The 20,896-nt window shown below is 37.7% G+C and carries 19 protein-coding genes and 1 riboswitch; of the genes, 3 read left to right on the top strand and 16 right to left on the bottom strand.

Features of this window, described 5'->3' with window-relative positions; all coding sequences use genetic code 11:
- Positions 1–7 precede the first annotated feature (7 nt).
- Genes cydC through ACWZFG_RS00220 form a run of 4 tightly spaced genes read right to left on the bottom strand, consistent with a single transcriptional unit; the run spans position 8 to position 5,817 of the window.
- Complete coding sequence (gene cydC, locus ACWZFG_RS00235) at positions 8–1,726, bottom strand: thiol reductant ABC exporter subunit CydC (RefSeq protein ID WP_455576877.1); 1,719 nt, start codon at positions 1,724–1,726, stop codon at positions 8–10.
- On the bottom strand, positions 1,723–3,447 hold the full coding sequence (cydD, locus tag ACWZFG_RS00230) for a thiol reductant ABC exporter subunit CydD (protein WP_455576876.1): 1,725 nt from the start codon (positions 3,445–3,447) through the stop codon (positions 1,723–1,725). Before cydD ends, cydC begins: the two co-directional genes overlap by 4 nt.
- Before the next feature lies 1 nt (position 3,448).
- Positions 3,449–4,453: a cytochrome d ubiquinol oxidase subunit II gene (gene cydB, locus ACWZFG_RS00225; protein WP_455576875.1), complete on the bottom strand. Its 1,005-nt coding sequence runs from the start codon at positions 4,451–4,453 to the stop codon at positions 3,449–3,451.
- Complete coding sequence (locus ACWZFG_RS00220; protein WP_455576874.1) at positions 4,444–5,817, bottom strand: cytochrome ubiquinol oxidase subunit I; 1,374 nt, start codon at positions 5,815–5,817, stop codon at positions 4,444–4,446. The genes cydB and ACWZFG_RS00220 overlap by 10 nt, the downstream gene beginning before the upstream one ends.
- Before the next feature lie 503 nt (positions 5,818–6,320).
- Positions 6,321–6,453: riboswitch (cyclic di-AMP (ydaO/yuaA leader) on the top strand.
- A gap of 9 nt (positions 6,454–6,462) precedes the next feature.
- Here ACWZFG_RS00220 and ACWZFG_RS00215 point away from each other — a divergent pair.
- From ACWZFG_RS00215 to ACWZFG_RS00205, 3 genes are all read left to right on the top strand, one after another.
- A complete protein-coding gene (locus tag ACWZFG_RS00215; RefSeq protein WP_418626851.1) occupies positions 6,463–7,230 on the top strand; it encodes a 4-hydroxy-tetrahydrodipicolinate reductase in 768 nt (255 codons plus the stop codon).
- Between the two features lie 50 nt (positions 7,231–7,280).
- Entirely contained in the window at positions 7,281–7,562 is a 282-nt protein-coding gene (ppnP, locus tag ACWZFG_RS00210) for a pyrimidine/purine nucleoside phosphorylase (RefSeq protein WP_177503489.1), read from the top strand.
- A gap of 305 nt (positions 7,563–7,867) precedes the next feature.
- Positions 7,868–8,413, top strand: coding sequence for an NADH peroxidase (locus tag ACWZFG_RS00205; protein WP_455576873.1), 546 nt, complete (start codon positions 7,868–7,870; stop codon positions 8,411–8,413).
- 85 nt (positions 8,414–8,498) lie between these two features.
- Here ACWZFG_RS00205 and ACWZFG_RS00200 read toward each other — a convergent pair whose 3' ends face one another.
- From ACWZFG_RS00200 to ACWZFG_RS00145, 12 genes are all read right to left on the bottom strand, one after another.
- Entirely contained in the window at positions 8,499–8,828 is a 330-nt protein-coding gene (locus ACWZFG_RS00200) for an ArsR/SmtB family transcription factor (protein WP_147667352.1), read from the bottom strand.
- A gap of 1 nt (position 8,829) precedes the next feature.
- Positions 8,830–9,297 (bottom strand): NADH-quinone oxidoreductase subunit B family protein, encoded by a 468-nt coding sequence (locus ACWZFG_RS00195; RefSeq protein ID WP_177503487.1) that lies wholly within the window; start codon positions 9,295–9,297, stop codon positions 8,830–8,832.
- 28 nt (positions 9,298–9,325) lie between these two features.
- Complete coding sequence (locus tag ACWZFG_RS00190; RefSeq protein WP_418626850.1) at positions 9,326–9,643, bottom strand: 4Fe-4S dicluster domain-containing protein; 318 nt, start codon at positions 9,641–9,643, stop codon at positions 9,326–9,328.
- 27 nt (positions 9,644–9,670) lie between these two features.
- A complete protein-coding gene (locus tag ACWZFG_RS00185) occupies positions 9,671–11,260 on the bottom strand; it encodes a hydrogenase large subunit (RefSeq protein WP_455576872.1) in 1,590 nt (529 codons plus the stop codon).
- A complete protein-coding gene (locus tag ACWZFG_RS00180) occupies positions 11,260–12,732 on the bottom strand; it encodes a hydrogenase 4 subunit F (RefSeq protein ID WP_177503481.1) in 1,473 nt (490 codons plus the stop codon). The genes ACWZFG_RS00185 and ACWZFG_RS00180 overlap by 1 nt, the downstream gene beginning before the upstream one ends.
- Before the next feature lie 3 nt (positions 12,733–12,735).
- Positions 12,736–13,386 (bottom strand): hydrogenase, encoded by a 651-nt coding sequence (locus ACWZFG_RS00175; RefSeq protein ID WP_147667359.1) that lies wholly within the window; start codon positions 13,384–13,386, stop codon positions 12,736–12,738.
- 12 nt (positions 13,387–13,398) lie between these two features.
- Positions 13,399–14,340: a respiratory chain complex I subunit 1 family protein gene (locus tag ACWZFG_RS00170; RefSeq protein WP_418626848.1), complete on the bottom strand. Its 942-nt coding sequence runs from the start codon at positions 14,338–14,340 to the stop codon at positions 13,399–13,401.
- Positions 14,341–14,347: 7 nt separating this feature from the next.
- The gene (locus tag ACWZFG_RS00165) at positions 14,348–16,378 is read right to left on the bottom strand and encodes a proton-conducting transporter transmembrane domain-containing protein (RefSeq protein ID WP_455576871.1); all 2,031 of its coding nucleotides are present in this window, start codon (positions 16,376–16,378) and stop codon (positions 14,348–14,350) included.
- Positions 16,379–16,638: 260 nt separating this feature from the next.
- A complete protein-coding gene (locus ACWZFG_RS00160; protein WP_177503475.1) occupies positions 16,639–16,935 on the bottom strand; it encodes a hypothetical protein in 297 nt (98 codons plus the stop codon).
- A 109-nt stretch (positions 16,936–17,044) separates the two neighbouring features.
- A complete protein-coding gene (gene nrdG / locus ACWZFG_RS00155; RefSeq protein ID WP_177503473.1) occupies positions 17,045–17,551 on the bottom strand; it encodes an anaerobic ribonucleoside-triphosphate reductase activating protein in 507 nt (168 codons plus the stop codon).
- On the bottom strand, positions 17,532–19,874 hold the full coding sequence (locus tag ACWZFG_RS00150; RefSeq protein ID WP_177503471.1) for an anaerobic ribonucleoside triphosphate reductase: 2,343 nt from the start codon (positions 19,872–19,874) through the stop codon (positions 17,532–17,534). The genes nrdG and ACWZFG_RS00150 overlap by 20 nt, the downstream gene beginning before the upstream one ends.
- Before the next feature lie 293 nt (positions 19,875–20,167).
- The gene (locus tag ACWZFG_RS00145) at positions 20,168–20,788 is read right to left on the bottom strand and encodes a class I SAM-dependent methyltransferase (RefSeq protein ID WP_455576870.1); all 621 of its coding nucleotides are present in this window, start codon (positions 20,786–20,788) and stop codon (positions 20,168–20,170) included.
- Positions 20,789–20,896: the final 108 nt, after the last annotated feature.

The following is a 20,896-nucleotide window of genomic DNA, read 5'->3' as shown; positions in this document are numbered from 1 at the left end:
TCCTCTATTAATAATTCCGATATTGCCATAACTGATAAAAAAGGTGCTTGCGCGTAAGCAACTCTGTAAAATTGCCATGTTCAACAATCCGTCCATCTGCCAAGACGAAAATTTCGTCCATTTTTTCTAATCCGGCAAATTGATGTGTAATTAGAATTAAGGATTGTTCTTTGGTGTTGCTTAGCACCGTATCCATAAAAACCTCTGCGGTTTTGGCATCCAGATTGACCGTCGGCTCATCTAGTAAAAGAATCGGAGCTGGCTTTAGCAGTGCTCTAGCTAAGATTAAGCGTTGCCTTTCGCCGCCCGATAGCTTCTGCCCATTTTGCCCCACGATAAAATCCAGTCCCTCCGCTAGGGAGCTTACAAAATCAAATAATCCGACTTTTTTCAGCACTTCAACCATCTCTAGTTCCGTTGCCTCAGGTTTGACGATGAGAAAATTCTCACGCAAAGTCGTATGAAAAATATGCGATTCCTGCGTAACTACACAAAAATATTTACGCACATCTTCCGCTTCCATTTCCCGATACGAAACTGCCCCCAACGTAATTTCACCCTGCTCATACTCCCAAAATTTTAAGAGTAAATTTGCCAAGGTACTTTTCCCCGAACCACTTTCGCCAACAATCGCAATCTTTTTCCCTGCAGGAATCATGACAGATAGATTTTTTAGCACCGGTACTTCCTGCTGATACTGAAAAGATACCTCTTTTACCACTAAATCAAGCGATTTTGTAGGTAAATGCTTTTCTATCGGCGATTTTGGTTCATGCGCTGCATCCGCAACAGAAAAAATTGATTTTGCCGCCGCCAATGTAGACGCTCCGTATTGCCAAACAGCCGGCAACGGAACTGCCGCTTCAAAACTACTTTGCACCGTGAGTAAAAGGACAACGAGCCAAACACCACTTAACTCACCCTCAGCAACGCTATAACAAAACACTAAAAGTACGAAGAAGTATGCGAAATTTACGACTGTCGTAGCAATCGCATGATTTAAAGCCGTAATTTTTGCCTCCTTAACTTGTAACTTCGCCAAGTGATTTTGCATTTCTTCAAGATTGATCAAATAAGACTCTACTTTGTTCGCAATCGTAAGTTCTGCAATTCCTTCAATTCCATCTAAAAGTAGACTTTTTTGCCGAGCTTCCACAGGAGATAACGATTGCATATGCAAACGCTTATACTGTCGAACACACATCGGCACTACCAAGCCAATCAGCAAAAAGGCAAGAGCAAAAATAAAAAATGCCGGCGGTGCAAAGTAAAGTAGGATTCCACCTACTGCAATCAAAACTAAAAATGCTGTAATTAGAGGGGAAATAACTCTTAAATAAAAGTCCTGTAACCGTTCAATAGAGGTAGTAAGCAAATGAAACAATGCACCAGTTTGCCATATCTGCAATTTTGCCGGTGCCTGTACTTCTAATCTTTGATAACACCAAACCCGAAGCTGTGTAATGATGCGAAAAGTTGCATCGTGTGCAAAACACCGTTCTGCATACCGAAGCACTGCTCGTAAAATTCCAAAAAAACGCACGCCAACAATCGCTAAAGATAATTCATAAATAAATGGATGTAAGGCTGCTGTTGCAATCAAATAGCCCGCACATGCCATAAGCATCGCTGAGCTCATCACTGTAGCCCAAGCAAAAAATAGCGATAAAGCAATATGCCATCGTACAGGATAAATAAGGCGTAATAATCGAAGAAATGTCTTCATGGTAAAGCCCCCTTATAGGCTTGATATAAAGCTGCATATGTACCATTGCGCGCAATAAGCTCCTCATGACTCCCCATTTCACAAATTCTTCCCTGTTCCATAACCACGATTTTATCCGCTTTTTGTGCAAGCTTTAATTTATGGGCGATAAAAAGCAGTGTCCGATTCGTTCCCAGTGCATCAAGTGACTCCTCAAGTTCCATTTCTGTCTTCACATCAATTCCCGCTGTCGGTTCATCAAGAATAACGAGTGGCACATCCTGCAAAAAGGCTCTAGCTAATGCAAGTCGCCGTTTTTGTCCACCACTTAAACTTTGTCCACCATCGCCGATTCTTGTCTCATACTCTTGTGGTAACTGCATAATAAAGTCATGTGCTTTTGCTAGTTTCGCAGCTTGCTTAATCTCTTCTAGCGATGCGCGCTTTGCCAGGGCGATATTTTCGCCAATCGTCGCTTGAAAGATATGTGGATTTTGTCCAACGTAAGCGATATGGCTAAACCAGCTTCGCTTCGTTAAATTCTGTAGATTTCGCCCATTGATAAGGACTTCTCCAGTTTGCGGCGTAATAAAGCCTAAGATTGCCCGAATCAGCGTCGTCTTGCCGGCTCCACTTGTACCCACAATCGCAATTCGCTGATTCGCGGGAATGTCAAGTGAAACGTCATCTAACGCAAATGCAGACTTATTCTCATAAGCAAATTTTACTTGCTGAAACTCTATCGCAACATTTTGCGCACAAAAATTTTGTCCACGCTCTGCCCGCATTACAAAACCCTCGCCAAGTCTTTGATAAATGTGCTGGGCTGCTGTAACCGCCGTAATCGCACTATGAAAAGCACTCCCAAATTGGCGAAGTGGCTGGTAAAACTCTGGCGCAATAAGTAGTAGAAAAAACGCCAGTAAAAAATCTATTTCTCCGGAAAGAAGTCTTAGTCCAACCGTTACCGCAACAAGTGCAACGCTCAAAGTTGCAACCATTTCTAAAACAAGCGCGGATAAAAAAGCCACCCTAAGCACAGACATAGTTGCCGTACGAAAGTTTTCCGAACTTCGCCGTACCAACACTTCTTGATCTTTGCTCCGTCCGAACAATTTTAAAACAGTGAGACCCTTCATTACCTCAAAGAAATGCTGACTGAGATGCGACAACGTTTTCCACTGACGCTGATTCGCTTTTTCTGCCCTTTTACCGATAAGAATCATAAAAATCGGAATAAGCGGTGCAGTTATACAAAATAAAAATAGCGTAGATAAATCAAGTGGTAGAACAACACTGATAATGACAATAGGCGCAATTGCAACTGTAATCAACTGTGGTAAAAATTTGCTAAAGTATTCATCAACTGATTCAACACTTTCTGTCAGTAGATGAAGTAATGCACCATTTTCTTCGCCATTTAAGGTAACTGTGCCCGCTATAAAAATTCTTTGAGAAAGTTCTTTGCGTAAGCGGCTTTTTACCCTCACTGCAATTTTTTTTGCCAGCACATCAATACTCCAAATACATAGTGGCCTTAAACATAGAAAGAGAAGCAGCACCATAAACTGCGGTACTGCTTCTTCTACCGACCGACTCTTCAAAAACACCCCATCTACAATCCACGCGGTAAAATACGCTCCGCCAACAATACAGATAGAATGTAAAAATTGTAGTAAAGCAAGAAAAAATCCTCTTTGGTATTGATCTCTCACTTCTTTTGTCAATCGTACATCTAACATATCAATACTCCAAATTTTTCGCCGTCACACGTTTCCGAAATACCCAATATGTCCAAGCCTGATATACAAGAACAATTGGTACGAAAACTATCGCAGCAATCGTCATAATAGATAGAGTATACTGCGTAGATGCTGCATTGTAAATCGTTAGACTCCAATCAGGATTTAAACTAGACACCATTAAGCGTGGGAATAACCCTACGAAAAAAGCTACCGTCGTACAAATAATCGCCAACGCACCACAAGTAAATCCAAGTCCGTACTTTTTCATCCACGCCAAGCCGTAGCCAATCACAAAGACTACTGCCGCAATCGTCAAGATGCTTCCTGCTGCCATACTGGAAAATAAATCTGTATTTGTATACGTCATCATCATACACGCTACAAATAAAAGAATTGCCAATGCACCACACTTTAAAGCAACATTACGCGAGCGTAAAACAAGATATGCTTCCGTCTTAAGCGTAAGGAACATCGCCCCGTGGAATAAGAAAACGAAGACAAAGGTAAGTCCACCTAAAATTGTATAAGGCGATAATAAATCAAAAAAACTACCTACATAAATCATCTTTTCGTTTATCATAATGCCTTGCAAAAGATTTGTTACTGCTACACCCCATAAAAATGCCGGAACTACACTGCCGAAAAAAATCAACCAATCCCAAGTGTTGCGCCATACAGGGCTTTCATCTTTACTACGGAATTCAAATGCTACACCACGACCAATCAATGCCAATAGCATTAGGAACAATGCCAAGTAAAAGCTGCTAAACATCGTTGCATATACATGTGGAAATGCCGCAAACAATGCACCACCAGCCGTAATCATCCAAACTTCATTTCCATCCCAAACCGGACCAATCGTATTGATAATCATCCGACGCTCAATATCATCTTTCCCTAGGAACGGCAACAACATCCCCACACCATAATCAAACCCTTCAAGGAGAAAAAATCCAGCAAATAAAACCGTAATTAAAATAAACCATACAACGGTTAAATCCATAAGGAGCCGCCCCCTTTCTGATTTTCAGAAATTTTTTCAGGTCCTTTTTTTATAAATTTCATCGTTAAATACGCTGCTGCAACAAATAAAACGGAATAAATTAACGTAAACCCAATTAAGGAAATAGCAACTTCAGTTCCTGTAATATTTTGCGAAATTGCTTGATCTACTTTCTGTAAGCCGACAACCATCCATGGCTGCCTGCCACCCTCCGTAATATACCAACCTGTCGAGTTTGCAATATACGGCAATGGAAGCATACATAACAGCGCTCTTAATACAATCGGATACCGCTCTAATCTTCCAGAGAAAAACAAGAACCCACTTAAAAAGAGAATTCCCAACAAAATCATTCCCGCTGCAATCATGATTCTAAAACTCCAAAACATTCCGGCTACATCAGGAATATAGTTCCCAGCACCATAAGTTTGTTCAGCTTTGGCCTGCAACGCTTTTAACCCCTGCACCTCTCCATCAAAAGAATTATAAACCATGAAAGTCAGCATCCCTGGAATGGCAAGTTGCTGCCTGTTCTCCTGATTCACTTCATCTATTGTTGTATATATCGTAAATGGTGCCGGATTTTCCGTCTCCCAAAGTGCTTCCACCGATGCCAATTTCATTGGATGATAATGCCCTAAATATTGTGCTTGTAAATGTCCACTGCCCATCACAGCTAATAAACCAACAATTGACCATACTACACTGAATTTAAAAGAAGTCTTAAATACATCTAAATATGTTCTTTTTAATAAATGATATGCACTAATGGATGCAACAAAAACACCTGCCGTTGCAAGCCCTGATAATACGGTATGTAAAAACTGTCCTGCTAGATACGGATTTGTCAAAAGTGCTACGAAATCCGTCATCTCTGCCCGCCCGTTTTGCAATGCATATCCTACAGGATTCTGCATGAATGAATTTGCAACTAAAATCCAAAATGAAGATAAATTACTGCCGATTGCAACGAGCCAAATACAAGCCAGATGCACTTTCTTAGATAGTCTGTCCCAACCAAAAATCCACAAGCCTAAAAATGTAGATTCAAGAAAAAATGCAGTCAATGCTTCTAGTGCCAGCGGCGCACCAAAAATATCCCCCATGAACCTTGAATACTCTGCCCAATTCATACCAAAGTGAAACTCTTGTACAATCCCTGTCACAACGCCCATCGCGAAATTAACCAAAAATAACTTGCCCCAAAACTTCGTCATGCGCCGATATACATCTTTACCTGTCGCCACATAAAAAGTTTCTAACAAAGCGATAAAAAGCGATAGCCCCAATGTAAGCGGTACAAACAAGAAATGATATACTGTCGTAATTGCAAACTGCCATCTGGATAGCAAAATTGCCTCCATACCTCTCACCTCAAATTCCTTATATTTATTTAAGTATAATCTTTCCATTTAAGTTAGTCAATAAAGGTTATTATTTAATACACTTTCAAATATTTGAATTATTTGACATAAAAGATATTTTTATTATATACTTAAAATATTATATTATAGCCTTTTGTTATATTTTATATACTTACATTTTGATTCTTATTCTTTCAATAAATTTAGGAGAAATTATAAATAATTTCTCCTATTTATTTTATTTTCATATTTTATAAGGATATTCTTCTAACGGGCAAAATAATTATTCCTGTAATCTGTGAAAATAAATTATATCGCCTAATTTTATCCGATGACTAATCCTCTCATCTAGCGAAATCAGCGATTCACACAAAATCAAAGCTTTTGGTTCGCACCTTTACAGACTCCAACCTTCTATATGTTGGAGTTATACCCAACAGGACACAGGCGAGCAGATTAGTTCCTGGATAAGGTCGGCTAGGCTTCAGAGGGAGTAAAGCTCCATTTGAAGCAAGTCTACTTTATTAAAAAGCGGGGGAACCACTATTGGGGTGAATGTCTGTAATAATACAGCTAGGGGAGTTATCTTTCTTTCCGAATCCGTCAGCTAACCTCGTCGGCGCAAAAAAAGAAGGAGGAGTTCTATTGAAAAAAATCAAGGTAGGTATTTGGGGCTTTGGGAAAACAGGTAAATTAATAGCAGATGAATTTTTAAAAGATTCACGTTTTGTACTCTCATGGGTAGTGAGAAAAAACAAAATAAAACACTCAAAATTTGCCAGCAGCGATTTAGGTTATGAAACTAATATAGGAAAAATAATCCCTATTTCAGATGTATCCGATAACTTTTTCTTAAAAAACCCTGTAGACATCTTGGTTGATTTTTCTCACAATTACGGCGTCCATTCTTACAAAAATGCTGCAAAATCAGGAATCGCTATAATTTCTGGTGTCTCTAACTATCAGCCAGAAGAGCTATCTTTATTAAAATCACTTTCAGAAATTACACCCGTACTTTATTCTCCCAATATTACACTTGGCGTTACTTTTTTAATGGTAGCCTCACATGTGCTAAAAAAAATTATTCCTAATGCAGATATTGAAATTATTGAAGAACATTTTAAAGGAAAGACCGAAGTCTCCGGAACTGCAAAAAAAATTGCCCAAACTTTAGAATTAGATGAATCTCAGCATATAAACTCGATTCGAGTTGGTGGTATCGTCGGTCGACACGAAGTTATTTTCGGCATGCCAAATCAAACAATTCGATTATCACACTCAAGTATAAGTCGTGCCGCTTTTGGACAAGGGGCTATCTTTGCAGCAAAGCATCTAATTGGCAAAATGCCAGGCTTATATTCAATGGAAAGTATTATTGCTGATATGGTTCGCAAACACTGCCCCACTTATTAAGAAAGTAATAAGTTTATTTAATGATGAATAAAAATAGGAGTGGTTATATTATGTTTAAAACAAATGAATATTTCGAGGGGAACGTAGTCTCTATTGCATTTAAAAATCAGGAAGGGTCTGCAACTGTAGGCGTTATGGAAATTGGCGAATATGAATTCGGCACTTCTTCTACAGAATACATGACTGTAATTAGCGGTAGTATTTTGGCAAAACTTCCTGGAGAAACAGAATTTAAAGAATATCTACCTAAGCAAACTTTCATCGTTGAAGCAAACAAAAAATTCCAAGTGAAAATCATTGAGCAAACAGCATATTTATGCTTCTATAAATAATTCAATTACTAAACACCGTCTATAATAATTTTATAGACGGCGTTTATTTTAATATTTTCACTATGATAAATTACACTTAAAAGATAATAGTTATCATTTAATAACTTTTATGAAAAACTATGGGTATTTATAAAAATTAAAGTAAATGTGAGAAAATAGGCTAAAAATCATCCTATATCCGCCTTTAGCAGAATTTTAAACTCTTAGTTAATTTGCTATAATGAAGCACATCAAGCAAGCAAAGCTTGAATATTAGTAAAAATTAATGAAATTAAAATACTTAATACAAACGGAGGATTTATATTATGAAAAAATTTGTATGCTCAATCTGCGGATATGTTCATGAAGGAACTGAACCACCAGCACAATGTCCTTTATGCAAAGCTCCTGCTTCTAAATTCGTTGAACAATCTGGTGAATTAGTATTTGCTGATGAACATCGCATCGGTGTTGCACAAGGCGTTGATGAAAAAATTCTTGAAGGGCTACGCCAAAACTTTAATGGCGAATGTGCCGAAGTTGGAATGTACTTAGCAATGAGCCGCGTTGCGGATCGTGAAGGATATCCTGAAATCGCAGAAGCTTTCAAACGCTATGCTTTTGAAGAAGCTGAACATGCAGCAAAGTTTGCTGAACTTTTAGGCGAAGTAGTAACTTCCAGCACAAAGAAAAACCTTGAATTACGCGTTGCAGCAGAGCATGGCGCATGCGCTGGTAAAATGGATATCGCTAAAATGGCAAAAGCACAAAATCTTGATGCAATCCATGATACAGTTCATGAAATGGCAAAAGACGAAGCGCGTCATGGCTGTGGATTCGCTGGATTATTAAACCGCTATTTTAATAAATAAAAATTACATATATATTATCTAATTCCAGATATACTTTTAAGAACGCGATAAAAATGGCATCATTACGAATGTAATGATGCCATTTTTATTCCTCGTCTTTGATTCGATCAAACATGGAGATTGTATCAATTAAATGATTATTAAAAATTTGTTTTGCTACTTTTAATAGTTCCAAAATCATCGGATCCCTTAAAGTATATGTAACCTTATTTCCCTCTTTTGTCCCATGAACAATGGATTTATTTCTGAGAATCGCTAGTTGTTGTGAAACCGCTGAACCCTCTGAACCGATAAGTGTTTGCAATTCATTAACATTCTTATCCCCTTCTGCTAAAAGTTCAAGAATACGAATTCTCAGCGGATGTGCCAATGCTTTAAAAAAATCAGCTTTAAATCGCTGCACTTCTAAATTCAAATTATTCCCCCCGATTCAAAACTTGTTCATATTTATCTAACGCCAATAAAATTCCTTGTATTAAAGCTTGCGGGCGTGGCGGGCAACCTGGAACATATACATAGACAGGAACAAATTTATCTACGCCTGCTCCATTCGCGTACGTTTCTCCAAAAACACCACCACCACATGCACAAGCACCAATTGCTAAAACAATCTTCGGCTTCGGTGTTGCATCATAGGTAATCTTCAATGCATCTTCAAGATTACGAGTAACACCACCCGTTACCATCAGCATATCCGCATGACGCGGTGACGGTACAAAACTCACACCGAACCGTGCAATATCGTAAATCGGATTACTAAGTGTCGACATTTCAAAATCACATCCATTGCATGACCCTGTATCTACGTGACGAATATGAAGCGAACCTCCCAATACCTGTCTAATCCGCTTTTTTAATTTAAATCCCAATTCTTCTTCATTCATTTAAGCAATATCCCTCCTTTATGAAGTCTTACTTTATTGCCAAATCATATAAATCTTCTTTATTTCTTACTGCGAGATAACAATCTGTCGTCTGCTCAATTGATCCATCTGAACAATGTCTTACACAGTTTCCACAAAAAACACATTTTCCATGAAAGAGTTGAACTTTCCCATCTGCTTGAATTGATAATGCACCAGATGGGCAAAATTCAACACAGGATTTTAATACTGTGCTTAATGGATCATTAATTTTTATACGACCACGATATTTTTTCGGAGGTGTATCTAATGGTTGTTTTTGCGTTACTGTTCCGGTCTTCCATATTTTCATTATTATATCTATCATAGACTCTTCCCCTTCTTTCTTACCTTGCTATCTGTCGCAACAGGAATAACAAAGTTCAAAGCTCTTATTAATTAATGGAAAATCCGGTATGATGTTATTTTGAACAGACAAGGCAACTGCAGGCCAGTTACTATACGACGCCGAACGAATTCGATAACGATAAATTACATTTTCCGGTCCAAGCATAATCCAGTGGCAATTCTCACCACGTGATGATTCTGTCCAACCAAACGTTGTTGTATATGGTTTTATTGTCGGAATACCTGTACAAATATCACCTACCGGTAAAGAGGTAAGCACTTGATGGATAATAGATAGCGATGCATCTACTTCTCTAATTCTAATTTTTATTCTTCTTAGTACATCACCTTTTGTCTTCACCGGAACGTCAAACTGAACTTTGCCATATGCCGCATATGGCAAGTCACGTCGGCAATCAATATCTCTGCCTGAAGCTCTCGCTGCAACCCCTACTACTTCCAAATCCGTAACTTGTTTTAAATTTAAGCACCCGGTTCTCTCCATGCGATTAACTGCAATTTCATGACTGAGCAAGATATTCACGAGTTCATGAAAATCTTCTTTTAATTCTACAAGTTCTTTCGTTATCATTGTAACTTCATCTGCTGTAACGTCTTGCTTCATCCCACCCAATGCAATCGCACCACGTAAATAACGGTGACCGGATAATCGTTCATTTAATTGTAATAGCTGCTCACGCATTCTAGCACCTTGGCTATTTCCAACAGCAAAACCATAACCTGCACAAATATTGCCGACATCCCCCACATGATTGTACAGCCTCTCTAATTCAAGAAACAAAGTTCTTAAATATGCAGCGCGTTTGGGTATTTTTACCTTCGCTGCATTTTCTATCGCCTGGGCAAATGCCACACTGTGCGAAACATTACAAACACAACAAATTCGTTCTACTAGAAACATCGCCTGATCGATCGTCTTACCTTCTAAAGTTTTTTCTATCCCACGATGTGTATAAAATAATTTTGCATCCAAATGAAGAATCGTATCACCAACGGCTCCAAAACGAAAATGTCCCGGTTCAATAATGCCCGCGTGAATCGGCCCCACAGGAATCTCAGTAATATCTTCGCTCGTATATTCAACAAAGGTATTTCGATCCTGCGTTCTAGGCACCATCAAATCATATTTATAATCTTTGCGCAATGGATAAAAGTCTTCTGGCCAATCCCCATGCAAAATTAACGGACTACGATCAGGATGTCCTAGCGCTCTAAGCCCTAATAAATCATTCACTTCACGTTCATACCAGTTAAGTGCCGGCATATGTGACGCCATGGAGGGAAATGTGGGGTCACTTTCATCAATAAAAATTTTTATTGTAATAAAATGCTTAATTTCATCAATAGCAAATACATAGTATAGAGCAAAAACGCCATTGATTCCACGCTCATCATTTCCTACCATCGTAAATAGACGCGCATTTTTCTCTTCATATATAAATCGGCAAACTTCTACTAAATCCTGTTTTTTGATATTTAAAATCGTATCCAGCTCATTTTCTTGGGTAGAAATAATCTGAGACTGTAGCTGCTGCATTAACTTTTTAACAAATCTTCTTTTATAATCTGCAAGCATTATTTTCCCCCTCCTTCAAGTACACTTGCTGCGATACAGATAGAATCTTGAATAAATTCAGGTACATAAATTCCACATAATACAATAAATATAAATGGAATTAACATCGCACATTTCATCCATACATCGGTTGTCTTACTTCCTATTCGCGTTGGAATTTCACCAAAAGCCATACGAACTACATAATATGTCATTCCTGCGAAAATAAGCACTACCAATCCCGCCAAAGCACAAGATGCCCAAAGCTTTTCTGCTTCAACACCTGCCATCATAATCGTAAATTCACTAATAAAAATACTAAACGGCGGTGCGCCTGCTACTGCCAATGCTGCGAATAAGAAAATTCCACCTGTCCAAGGCATTGCTCGAATGACACCAGAAATCCGTTCAATATATTTAGAGTGATACTTTTGCGCAATATTTCCGGCTGACATAAAAAGTAGTGATTTCCCCATTGAATGATTAAACATGTGTAAGAACGCACCATACAAACCAAGTGGACCACCAATTCCTACCGCTAAGGTAATAATCCCCATATGTTCTACGCTAGAAAAGGCCAGCATACGCTTTAAATCATGCTGCACCATAATAAACGGCACGGTAACACTAATCGACAATAACCCAAAAACAATTAAATACTCTCCTGCATTCCCCTGAAGCGCAATATTGGCAATTGAAAAAACACGAAATAATCCATATAACGCTGTATTTAATAAAACGCCCGATAAAACAGCGCTGACTGGCGCAGGTGCCTGACTATGCGCATCTGGAAGCCAAAAATGCATTGGCGCCAGCCCCGCTTTCGTTCCAAAACCAATGAGAATAAAAATAAAACCGATTTCTACCCATTTAGGATTTAACGTATGAGCAACTCTCATCAGCTCTGTCCATTGCAAAGCCGCAGATTGCTCCTCACCAATACTGTGAAGCCCTGACAAATAAATAAATACAATGCCAAGTAAAGCAAAGCCGATACCAACAACACCCATAATCAAATATTTCCAAGCCGCTTCTAATGAATGCTGAGTGCCATAAAAAGCAACAAGCATTGCTGAAACAAGTGTTGTAAGCTCAATTCCTACCCAAAGCAACCCTAAATTATCAACTGCGCTGACAATTAACATTGTTAAAATAAAGAAGTGAAAGAAAAAATAATATTTCCCTAATTGGCTTTCTGTAATCACTTTTTCCTTTAACTCATAACGCATATATCCCACGGAATAAATGGCTGCCGCGCAGCCGACTAAAGAAATCAGAATGATATTAAATGCACCCAAAGCATCAATATAAATAAGACTTGCATAAATGCTAATAACTTCACCATTAAAAACATGATTGCCAATACATAATGCAATCACCAGTGTAGCAATAGACCCGATCACCTGAAATATATCAGCAACTTTCGTACTTCTGACCAACCCCGATATAATTCCAGTAATAAATGGCACGATAAATAAAGCGATTGCTAACATATATTATCCCCTTAAATCCTGCATTTTTTCTGTATTTAAACTGTGGAATACAGAATGAATTCTAAATGATAAACTTGCAATAATCACCACAGCAACAAATAAGTCAAAGAAAATCCCTAATTCTACTGCGAGCGGCATCCCGTAACTAATTGCCTGTGTAAGTAAAAACAGTCCATTTTCAATAACGATAACACCTATTCCCTGCATTAAAACCTGTTTGTTATTAATAATCGTAAAAGTTCCTAAAAATACAAGAATAATTGCAGTTCCTAAAAAATGAACACCATGTTCTGCTCCAGGGAGACTTAACTGTGATGCAATATATTCACCCGTTACAATTAAGACAAGCGCAATAAAAATAGATGTTAATTTATTCATCGTTCGCTCAACATTTCGCTGTGCTTTCGTCTTTTGGACAGTATAGTACAAAATATATGGAATAATTAAAGTCTTAACGATTAGAGTGAGTAATGCCGCAATCAATAAATGCACCATACCCGTCTTATGCCACATTAAAAGAGCAATTGCTGCTAGTCCAGCCGATTGAATCGCAATAATTACAACAGCTCCCATCGACTTTTTTGTCCGAAATAAAAATAACGTACTCAGTAATAATACTGAATTCACAATACTATCTAAAACGAGATTTCCCATCTCTCTATCCCCCTATCTCGCAATTTGTACGACAATTGCCAAAATAGATAAAGCCATCGATGATACCAATAACTTAGGTATCATAAACAACCGTACTTTCGCATAAGCCGTCTCAATCGCTGCCAGCAAAACGCCAACAACAATTACTTTTACAATATAAAAAAACAATCCTATCAAAATACTTGACAGCGTATATTCAATAGAAATCCCCCATGGAACAAACAAATTAATAAACATAGTAAACAATAACGTCTGTTTGACCATAACCGCCCAATGCATTAAGCCCAAATAACGGCCTGAATATTCAAGCATCATCGCTTCATGTAGCATCGTAAGCTCCAAATGCGTATCTGGATTGTCATAAGGAATTCGTCCCGTTTCCGCTATCACAACAATCAAAAAAGCAACACAAGATAGCCAATGACCATAATCAAAAAAATCTAAAGATTGATCATTTAAGCAAGCAACAATTTCACCAACATTCGTTGTCCCAACATTAATCAATACTGCAATTACAGACAACAATAATGCCGGTTCGGTAATCGCAGACATTACCATTTCACGGCTTGCCCCCATGCCACCAAACGCACTTCCAGAATCAAGCCCTGTAAGGGCAATAAAAAACCGAACAACGGCAAATAAATACACAATGACAATAATGTCTCCAATCATACCTAACGGCGCTTTGATAAACACGGTTGGAATGATTAAGCTAACAATAAGTAATACGCCTAAACAAATATATGGCGTACCACGCGTAAGCCAAGAAGAATCTTTTGCAATCACAGCATCTTTACGAAGGTATTTAAAAATATCGCGATACGGCTGCACAATATCTGCACCTACTCGATTTTGCAGCCTAGCTTTTGTCTTCTTAATAATCCCCTGCACTAACGGAGCTAAAAACAATACTAAAACCATCTGTAAAATTATTACACAAATCTTTTCTAGCATATTACACCTACCCAATCCACAGCAACGTGATGATTAAAGCGGCTACCATATAAGATAAATAAGCTTGTAAATTGCCGTTTTGAATCATCTTAATTTTCTTAAATACCTTGACTAAAATCCCTACACTTGGTTTGTAAACATTATCTGCCAATCTTGCACTAATATCCAATTGATGTCCAATTTTTTTTGGATAATATTCATACACTTGATCAATTTCCACCTGCCGTGTAAGCCCCATGATTCTTTTATAAATCAATAAAATCGGATGAGAAAATGAAGTCCCCGTATATTGCATTTGCACTTGATGAATCGTTCCACAGTTCCATGTATCTTCGATTTCATATTCGCTTTTTCCATATTTTATTACTAGAGCCAACATAATCAGTGCAATAATTGTGATAACAGCTATCCCAAGGAGTCCTATAGATAATACTTGAAAATGATCATCCTTAAATGGAATAAATAACACCATTTGCCAACCTAATACAAGGTCATTAAAATACGTATGTACTACAGCATTAATTATTGGCAAAACAATCCCGGGGAACATGCCCAAGAATAATGAAATCCCTGCTAATAACCCCATACCAACGCGCATACCTACCCCTACTTCTTTTGCCTCAGCTGCACTTTTACTCCGAGGCTTCGCCAAGAATCCCATGCCAAAGTTTTTTACTACAGCCACTACGCAAAATGCACCACTTAGACCTAAAATTGCAATAACTATAGAAGCAAATAATTTTACCCAAGCACCTGTACTGTCAAAAACCATATGCAAGAGCGATTGTAGCAATCCCCACTCGCTAATAAATCCGCAAAATGGAGGCAAAGACGCAAGTGACATGCCACCAATCAAAACAAAAGCACTTGTCCACGGCATACGATGAATTAAACCGCCCAATTGATTTACATTACAAGTTCCAGCCTTTTCTGCTACTGCACCTGCTCCCATAAACATCAGGGCTTTAAATACCGAATGATTTAGCACATGGTAAAGTGATGCAAGCATCGCAAGTGCCGCAAGAAGCATTTGTTCTTGACTTTGAAAGAACAATGTCGCACCAACACCAACAAAAATGATCCCTAAATTTTCGGCACTACTATAAGCCAAAAAACGTTTCATATCATTTTGGATAACCGCTAATAAAATACAAAAAATAGCTGTGATTGCACCAATCATCATCATGAGTACTCCCCACCAAGACGGACCAGTACCTAAAAAATCAAAAGTTACTCTAATTAATGCATATACCGCTGTTTTGATCATCGCCGAAGACATCAGTGCAACTGCACTGCTCGGCGTTACCGGATATGCCCTTGGCAACCACACCTGCAATGGAAATACGCCCATTTTTGTACCAAAGCCCAATAAACACATCACAAAAATTGCATTTTTCGTAAAGGAAGGTAAACTTTCTCCAATCTGATGATAATCAGCAAAATTTACACTGCCCGTATAATAATATAAAGTTAAAAATGAAAACGTTAAGAAAACACTGCCAATATGCGTCATCACGACATACATATAGCCACCTGATCGAACTTTTGCTTGTTCATGATCAAACATTACTAAAAGAAAAGAAGTCAGTGCCATGAATTCCCAAAAAATCATGAAGGTCAATGAATTATCTACACCGACTACACCAACTAACGATAAAATAAAAATATTCACCAAACCACCAAGCCAGCCAGCGCGCTTGCTTTTAAAATACTTTTGGGCATAGCCAAATGCGTAAAATGGTATAATCGTCGACATAACACCAATGACCAATAAAAAAAAGGCCGATAACGCATCAAAATGAAAATTCATCCCTATGGAACCAACAATACGCCATCCATCAATATCAATCGGCACTCCGCTACGCAAAACCTTCATTGATAACGCAGTGGTTAAAACACCGCCAAAAAAAGTGCAGGCATTCGCAATCGTATTCGCTAATTGTTGATAACGATTAAATACAAAAGGAAAAATCCCGCCCATCACAAAACAAACTACACTCATTTGAAAAATTGTCAAATAAAAATCCTGCAACGCCATACATCCTCCGAATATTAATACTATTGAATATCTGATTATTCAAATATACTAGATAAGATAAAAATACACAAAGAGCATATTTTTGATTAAATCAATGAAAAGCATTAAAACATTGCATTGGATTAAACTATTATCCCCATGCTCGCTTTTTCTTCATATTTCAAAAACAATCAAAGATTCATCTTTGATTGTTTTAAAAAAAGCTATCAAACCAGAAAATTCTCATTTCTAAATTTGATAGCCAAAATTTAATTCTTATTTTATCTAACCCGACGGCTTGCCAAATCAAACGCCCCAAGCGCTTTTAATTCTGCCTTATCAAGTTTATTTTCGATACGTGTCAACGTGTTTTCCACTCTAAAATTACATTCTAGTTGTGCTTGCCGAGCGTCAAACAAAGTACCGAATTTATTGTGCATCGTATCTTCAATCCGTAATACGTCTTCCTTTAATCCAGTGACATCTTCTTTTAATTCTGCTACGTCTGTTTTTAAATCTGCTATATCTGATCTTATTCCTGAAATCTCACCATTTAATTGCTTAAACCCTTCAAGCATAATCTGCTTAAGCTCTTTTAATTCCTCGATGATAATCCCTCTTTTCTTAAAATCTGATAATGTAGACTTATTATAATACAAGTTTTTGCATTTAGAAAGATTTTTTTGTTTACTCTTTCATTAATATCACTTTTCCTGCTTCCCGTGTCTTTTGCATATCAATTATCCGCTGATTTCGACTACCGCGAAAAGGTAATCTCAAATCACGCTCTGCTAGAATAAATTTTCCATCAATCAACACATCAGTAGCCGCTAAGAGTTCATCCACCGCTTCATCATGCATTGCATCTAATTCCTCTAATGTATATCCAGTATAGACCGTAACATCCAATTTTCGCGCATGAACCAATTTAGCTAATAAAGCCAATGGTTTTGCTTGGCAAAATGGTTCACCACCACTGAATGTTACTCCCCTAAGCAAGGGGTTATCCACAATTTTTGTTAATAAGCTGTGGATAGCTACAGTTTCACCACCAGAAAAATCGTGTGTATGTGGATTATGACATCCCTCACACCGATGTGGACAACCTTGAGTAAATATTGTAAACCGTAAACCTTTTCCATCAACAATAGACTCTTCAACAACTCCCGCTATTTTAAGCTCGTTTAAATCCATGCTTTACTCTATCCTTTTCTTCTGCCCGTTTTGCATTATTCCAACGGTCAATCGTACCTACTAGATATCCTGTAATACGACGAATCCGTTCAAACTTTCCAGTTCCTACATCTTCTCTCCGACCGCATTTCGGACATTCATCATCAATAATTCCATTATATCCGCAGACTGGATCGCGATCAACAGGGTGATTAACCGATCCATACCCAATTCCATGTTCCTTCATACAACGAATTACTGTCTCAAAAGCATCAATATTTTTACAAGTATCTCCATCTAATTCCACATAACTGATATGCCCCGCATTCGTATAAGCATGATACGGTGCCTCAATTTCAATTTTTTCATAAGCCCTTAATTGGTAATATACCGGCACATGGAAAGAATTTGTATAATATGCACGATCAGTTACACCTGGAATTTCGCCATAAATCTGTCGATCAATTTTTACGAAGCGCCCGCTAAGACCTTCCGCCGGCGTTGCAAGTAAAGTAAAGTTTAGTCCTGTTTCATTTGATATATCGTCCATACGTTTTCTCATATAAGAAACAATCTCAAGCCCTAGTTTTTGGCTTTCGGCGCTTTCGCCGTGATGTTTTCCGACTAAAGCTTTTAACGTTTCAGCCAAGCCGATAAAACCAACACTCAACGTACCATGTTTTAGCACTTCGGCAATACTGTCATCTGGGCCTATAGAATCCGAATCAATCCAAATCCCCTGTCCCATTAAGAATGGATAGTTTCTTCCTTTTTTACTGCACTGAATTCTAAAACGATGCAATAATTGACGAATTACTAACTCAATACAATTATCCAGCCCTGTATAAAAATCTTTAATACTCCCCTTTGCTTCAATTGCCAAACGAGGTAAATTAATTGTTGTAAAGCTTAAGTTTCCACGTCCACAAGTTACTTCACGGGATTTATCATGCACATTTCCCATTACACGAGTTCTGCATCCCATATAAGCAATCTCTGTATTATAATCGCCTTCTTTATAATATTGAAAATTAAATGGTGCATCAATAAAGCTAAAGTTCGGGAATAACCGTTTTGCCGAAGTCCGCATTGCCAACTTAAATAAATCGTAGTTTGGATCACCTTCGTTGTAATTTACGCCTTCTTTTACTTTAAAGATCTGCACTGGGAAGATCGGAGTTTCGCCTCCGCCTAATCCTGCTTCAGTTGCAAGTAAAAGATTTCTTATCACCATACGAGCTTCCGGAGACGTATCTGTTCCATAATTAATTGAGCTAAAAGGAACCTGCGCACCTGCACGTGAATTCATCGTATTCAAATTGTGAATAAAAGCTTCCATGGCTTGGAATGTAGCACGATCTGTTGTACAAAGACCTGCACTTAATGCATAGTCATGCATCTTTGCTGCCTGTTGTGCAGAAATTACTATTCCACCATCTTTTTGCTGATAAGCCGGTAAAAACTCAACTAATGCAGCTTTATATAGCTCTGCTTGTCCCATCGTGATTTGCAACTCAATTGATCTACTAATCACTTTAGTAAGCGCGATTGCCTCCGCTTTCTCCATATCAAATTTAATCGTCAAATAATGTACCATAGCTTTAAAGTATTCTTTACGAAAAGTCTTAGCAACTCCCGGCGCCATTGAGTAATCAAAGTTAGGAACCGCTTGTCCGCCATGCATCTCATTTTGATTGGCCTGAATCGCAATACAAGCCAAAGCAGAATAACTTTGTATGCTGTTGGGTTCTCTTAAGTATCCATGTCCAGTCGAAAAACCGCCTTTAAATAACTTAATTAAATCAATCTGGCAGCAAGTTTCCGTCAACATATAGAAATCTTTATCGTGAATATGAATATCTCCATTAATATGAGCAGCCGCAATATCTTTGGGAAGAATATAATGATCAATAAAATATTTTGATCCTTCCGACCCATATTTTAGCATCGTTCCCATCGCTGTATCCGCATCAATATTTGCATTTTCACGTTTAATGTCCGCGTCCTTAGAGGTTTTAAACGTTAATTCGTTATATATATCCATCAAATCAGCTTCCGATTGACGAATTTTCGCATGCTCTGCTCTATATAGTATGTAAGCTTTTGCCGTACTCGCAAATTTATCCATAATTAACGTACGTTCTACAACGTCTTGGATTTGTTCAACACAAGGAATTTCCGCTTTATCTAAAGATTGAATAACTTTATTTGTTAACCTCGCCAATACCTCTGGTGTCATCGTTTCATCGGTAGATTCCAGATTCGCCTTACGAATTGCATCAGAAATCTTTTCTGCATTAAAAAATACAATATCACCATTACGTTTTTTTATCTTCTCAATCACAGCACATCTTCTCTTCTCTTTAGATTCACCCGTATAGAGCGTTAATAAGATTTTACTATATATCGTAACCAAGGTCAATACAAAACACTATATATAGTAAAAAAGAACGAGGAACAGGCATTCTATTTATACCAATTCCCCGCTTATGTCGAAATAAATTATAACATATTATTTATAAAAAACAACGCGAAAAAAGACGCATTTTGTAGTAGGAATTTCTCATAAAATAGCATTATATCAGCTTCTTTTCCTCTGACGCACGTATGCATATTTTTAGATTTTCTCGTTCTTGTTTATTTTTTGGCAATGCAAATAAATAAAGAATACGATACTTCTCGTCCCTCTATGATCTTCTTCCCTGCGTATGCGTTTTTGAAGCGAATTTGTTTAAAATTATTTTTACACAGAATTTGTTCTAGTGCCAAGCGATCAAATCCATTATGTCCTTCAAACCCAACTTCACTTTGATGAAAGGCTCCATCTTCACTATCTAAATCAATAATTACAAGCAATCCACCATCATCTAGTAAAGAATAAAACCGTGAGATAATCCCATCTGTATCTACAACATGATGTAGTGCCATAGACGTAAAAATGCAGTCAAATTTTATTTTTTTATCAAAAAATACATTTTCTTTCGATAAGTCCGCACAATGAGCAACACAATGAGATAAGCCTAGTTCCTCAATCTTTTGCTTAACAATATCAATCATTGCATCTGCATTGTCAATACAATGTAATCTTTCAAACCGATGCTGGAGATTACATGAAATCAGCCCAGTTCCACAACCAAATTCCAATCCGCATTGAAACTTTTTTTCTGGCAATTCGTTCATAATTACCCCAGATAATGTAGATGCCCGCTTAATTCGACGCGCATCATCCCATTCATTAGCCAATTGATTAAAATTCATCGTTTCTTCTCCAATACTCAATAAAGTAAGAATCGCCTTAAGTGAAGTTTTACTTGTAGCAAAATTCTCGTCATCGAATAGCCTTAATTAGACAAAAAAGGTATAGTT

This window comes from Anaerosinus sp. (assembly GCF_965318445.1).
The sequence above is the reverse complement of the archived record's forward strand: the minus strand, read 5'-3'. Positions and strand labels throughout refer to the sequence as shown.